This is a genomic window from bacterium, from assembly GCA_040755795.1.
In the GTDB taxonomy this organism is placed as follows: Bacteria; UBA9089; CG2-30-40-21; order CG2-30-40-21; family SBAY01; genus JBFLXS01.
Genome location: JBFLXS010000350.1, coordinates 1 through 4314 on the forward strand (window position 1 = coordinate 1; position 4314 = coordinate 4314).

Below are 4314 nucleotides of genomic sequence, written 5' to 3' on the forward strand. Positions count from 1 at the left end.
CTTCAGAGCATCGGGTAAAATGCTGTTGATAAAATTAGAGGCATTCTCTTTGTTTGAAAATATCTCTTTGAAGAAACTGTCATGTGGATTTGATATCTCCATCTTATCTCCTTACCCCAGCTTTGTTCTACCCTGATTCCACTTTCGATGGCTAAAGTATTACTAATTTCAGGGTTATCTTCCTTAGTGTTTGGCTGTGGTCTTAGTGCCTTAGTGCTTTTTTATTGTCTCACTAACCTTACCACCTTATTTATCTCTTCCTTTGAAAGTCCGGTTATCTTGGCAATCACATCAATATTAAATCCCTCTGAATACATAGCCTTAGCAGCCTCTACTGCTTTCCTGTATTCACCTTGCTGTAATCCTTGTTGCATTCCTTGTTGCATTCCTTGTTCTATCAATTTCATAGCGGTAGTCATTGTTGCTTCACCCCCTTTCTCGGAAATCTTCTTCACTGCCCCTACTACCTCTTCTACTCCTATCTCGGTGCTACTGTAAATATACCGAATAACCCCTTCCAAAAATTTTAGCCCTTTCTCCTCCTCGTAACACATCTGCCCTATCTCTAAAAAATCCCCGATATGCTCCCGCAATTTCCCCTCATTATATATGCTCTTCATCACTAATAAGGCTATCCTAAGAGTTACATCCAAAAAAACCTGCCCCTTTATCTCCTCATCACTATACCTCGATAAATCTGTCAATAAATAATCAAATTCAGGAATATATCTCTTTAATCCCTCATCTATCCCTCTAAAATATTCAGATAACCCTTTCACTACCCATCGTTCTTTACCGTGATAAAAAATAATAGGTATAACAGGTCTTAAACCCTCTTTCTGTTTGATATTTGTCTCCCATATCTTAAGGATATACCGTAGAAGCTGTAAATGCGGGTATTTGACTGTCTTGCTCTTATGTTCAAATAAAAGCGAAACCTTTACCTTGCTCTTAGCCTTGTAAAGACAATTATAAACTATGTCTGAAAAGTTCTCTTTTAGTTCCTCATCAATGTAAGAGTTATTATCCAATTCCAGGGTTGATAAATCAAGGTTTTTCTTCAGAGCATCAGGTAAAATGCTGTGGATAAAATTAGAGGCATTCTCTTTGTTTGAAAATATCTCTTTGAAGAAACTGTCATGTGGATTTGATATCTCCATCTTATCTCCTTACCCCAGCTTTGTTCTAACTGGTATGATAATCCATAACATAAAAGAAGTCAAATTGTTTGTTTTTTCCCGCAACCAATTAAGGCAATACTTTTGTTGATAGAGAGCGCCTCGGTGTAGGTTCCAGGAGCAACATAGATTGTATCGCCAGTTGTAGTAGCATTTATTGCCGACTGGATAGTTGTATAACTTCCTGGCACATACAAATCCGCTGCTCTTAAAAAACCCAGCCCCAATACCACTAAACCGATGATTTTTTCATTTTATCAACACATCCTATTTAATTTTAATATAGACTAAAGACCAAATAAAGTACCACAAGCATCCTGCTTGTCCTTTTCATTTCTTAACATAGTGCTTTGTCAAGTTTGATTTACCATGTTCGGAAAGTTACGGTTATCGGTTATCAGGTTATCGGTGAAAAAAAAGAAGTAACTTTTTATCTCCGATTACCGATTACTGATAACCGATTACTGATTACCGATTACCCTGATTCCACTTCCGATGGCTAAAATATTACTAATTTCAGGGTTATCTTCCTTAGTATTTGGCTGTGGTTTTAGGGGAACATCTTGGGGTCAGACCTCGAAAATGGAATTTACCCTACTAATTTCTCAATTCGAGGTCTGACCACAATCCCCCAATCCTCCACTCGGCAGCGGGGGACAACCCACCTCTGCCCTCTATATTTATCCGTGCTAATCCGTGTTAATCAGTGGTTGAATAGTTACACTATCGGTTGCATCTGGAGAGCAGGATGATTTACCTTTTTGAGATAGGCAAGGACTTCATTCTCGGTTGTAGCAATAGTTTCATCAGCAATCAGGTCAACAAAATTCTCAAGACCACTTTCTTTAGATTGCTGTTCTAGCAGTTCACGGCTAAATTCTTTTAATTTTTTAGGCATCCAGACAATCCGTTTAAAACCACCTTCAGCGGAAATATATTTTTTACTGCCGATATAATACTTTGAGTGGCCAATAAATCCTGAAGTTTGCAAACCACCTCCAACCGAACCGGCTAATGTAGAGAATTTCATCCCACAAGGTGTCATATTGGTATAGTCTCTATCAACAATCATCACACCATTAGTTGAAGGTAACAAAGCCGTGATACATTCAAAACAACCACAACTGGTCATTGGGTCAATCATCATTGAGTAGGCACTCATTTGTTCTATCTTGCCGTGAGAGGCCTTTTTTATAAAGGCGTTGACATTATCCCATTGTCCGATTACCGGGTCAAGGCAATTGCCTTTTTGAATTGGTTGATTGGGTCCATCAGGTTTAATTTGATAAGCGGCTTTTGTATCCAGCCAATTATATGCCCCACAAAGCCCGGACCGCTCCGGTGTAACTATACAAAGATGATTGGGGGCAAAGGATTGACATAATGTGCAGGAATAAAGAACATCCACTCCTTCATCAGTCAAGCCTTTAACTCTTTCGTCCCTTTCACGATAGGTAATTTTGGCAATATTCATCATTTCAGTTGCCTTCTCCATCTCTGTATAAATTTTTACCTGAACACGGTCAATGATTGAGCTGTATTCTGCATGGAATTTGGCAATAATAATCTTGCCCAGATGAGCAAGTCTAAGACCGCTATTAAATGCTGATTTACTTATTCTTATCCAGATGATATTTCTCTGGCCAATATGGAGTAGTCCTTGAGCACCATTCAGGATTTCATGGATATGTCGTTCAAGGATTGGTTCAAAATCCTTTTGCATCCTGGCACCAGCAACCTCAACCCATATCCCAAGTGCGAATCCACTCCCTTCTTTAATCTCATTCAGGTCAGGCCCAATCACCTCAATTTTACCATCCTCTACCTCTTGAACAGGTTTTGTGGTTACAAATTCAAATGCTGGGACTTTAGTTCGAACCTCATTTGCCTCAGCGTATAAATCCTCTTTACCTATTCTTTCACCGGCAAAGGCTGGTCCATAAAGGACAGGTATATCAATTTTTGTGACCACAACCTTTAATCCTCGAACCTCAATTGCTCGCTCCACCATTTTGTCAAAAGGCACATTTGAAACAACATGCTCATACATACATACGCCAGTGGGAAGGATTTGAGGAATAGGGGTATAGGATATAGTTGGAAATCCATAGTTGATAGCCCCGGCGGCGGTGGCATACCATTCATCTGAAACTTCACCTAAGGCTAAAACAAAGGCAAAGACACGATGTTTGTTGTAGATAAGATTTCGTCGATAATCTCCCGGTTCAACGCCACCAAAAGCCATAGCCGCTCTTGAGGCAAAACCTAAGGCAAAAATTGCCCCATAGATTTCATTTGAAAAAGGTATAAGTCTTGTTTCCCAGCCCATCTGAACACCTTCTTGCCTTAACTGTTTTGACATGCTATTACCATCATTTTCAGCACACATAAAAACATACAGGGTTTTTTCCTGGAGTTCTTTGGCTAATTTAGCCGCAGTTTGGGAATCCGGACAGGCACCAACACAAGCCGCAAAACCAGGTGCACTACCATCCACGAATTCTATACCACGTTCCCGCATTATCTTATCATCAGCCGCACCGATGAATAAATGGTTATCATCCGGAGCTGTCGCAATAAGATAAGGAATTGGGGGTTCAAGATATTTTAAAGCCTCGATTACCTCCTCTGCCCACAAAGTAATCATCCCTGCATCTAAAACCCAACCCAGATATGGCAGGTGAATACCTTCATCAACAAAGGGTGGAAGTAAATCCTTACATTTTTTAACAACCCCTTCCATATCCGTAAGATTTTTGACTTTAATCCCACTCATCGCATAAATGATTGGCAAATAGTAGCCGGTATTTGGGAATCCGACTTCCTGGTTTGGTCCAAATTTGTCAATCGACTCTTTTAACCGTGTATCGGCTAAATTTACAATCTTGTGTGCCCCACGAATGGCGGCTGATGCAATTATTTTAGACATTGTTTACCTCCTTATGTTTGATAAATGGTAACTGGTGAATGGTAATTAATTACCGATTAACCGATTACTTACTTTATTGGACTTTTGCGTTTTTTTTAGGTGTAAGAAAGGGGAAATGGAGAAAATTGGGGAAAGGGGAAAAAGAATTTCATGTATAACTAACTATATTTCTTATACTTAGAGAAAAATACTTCTTTTTCCTTTTCC

At 39.4% G+C, this 4314-nt stretch carries 4 protein-coding genes; all 4 read right to left on the reverse strand.

The features are described from left to right. Positions 1–102 (reverse strand): Rpn family recombination-promoting nuclease/putative transposase (locus AB1414_16350; GenBank protein MEW6608989.1); only part of this gene is annotated, 102 nt, incomplete at its 3' end. 119 nt (positions 103–221) lie between these two features. Beyond that, the gene (locus AB1414_16355; protein ID MEW6608990.1) at positions 222–1160 is read right to left on the reverse strand and encodes an Rpn family recombination-promoting nuclease/putative transposase; all 939 of its coding nucleotides are present in this window, start codon (positions 1158–1160) and stop codon (positions 222–224) included. Between the two features lie 59 nt (positions 1161–1219). After that, positions 1220–1405, reverse strand: coding sequence for a hypothetical protein (locus AB1414_16360; GenBank protein ID MEW6608991.1), 186 nt, complete (start codon positions 1403–1405; stop codon positions 1220–1222). 491 nt (positions 1406–1896) lie between these two features. After that, positions 1897–4107, reverse strand: a complete 2211-nt coding sequence (acsB, locus tag AB1414_16365) for an acetyl-CoA decarbonylase/synthase complex subunit alpha/beta (GenBank protein MEW6608992.1) — start codon at positions 4105–4107, stop codon at positions 1897–1899. Positions 4108–4314 lie beyond the last annotated feature (207 nt).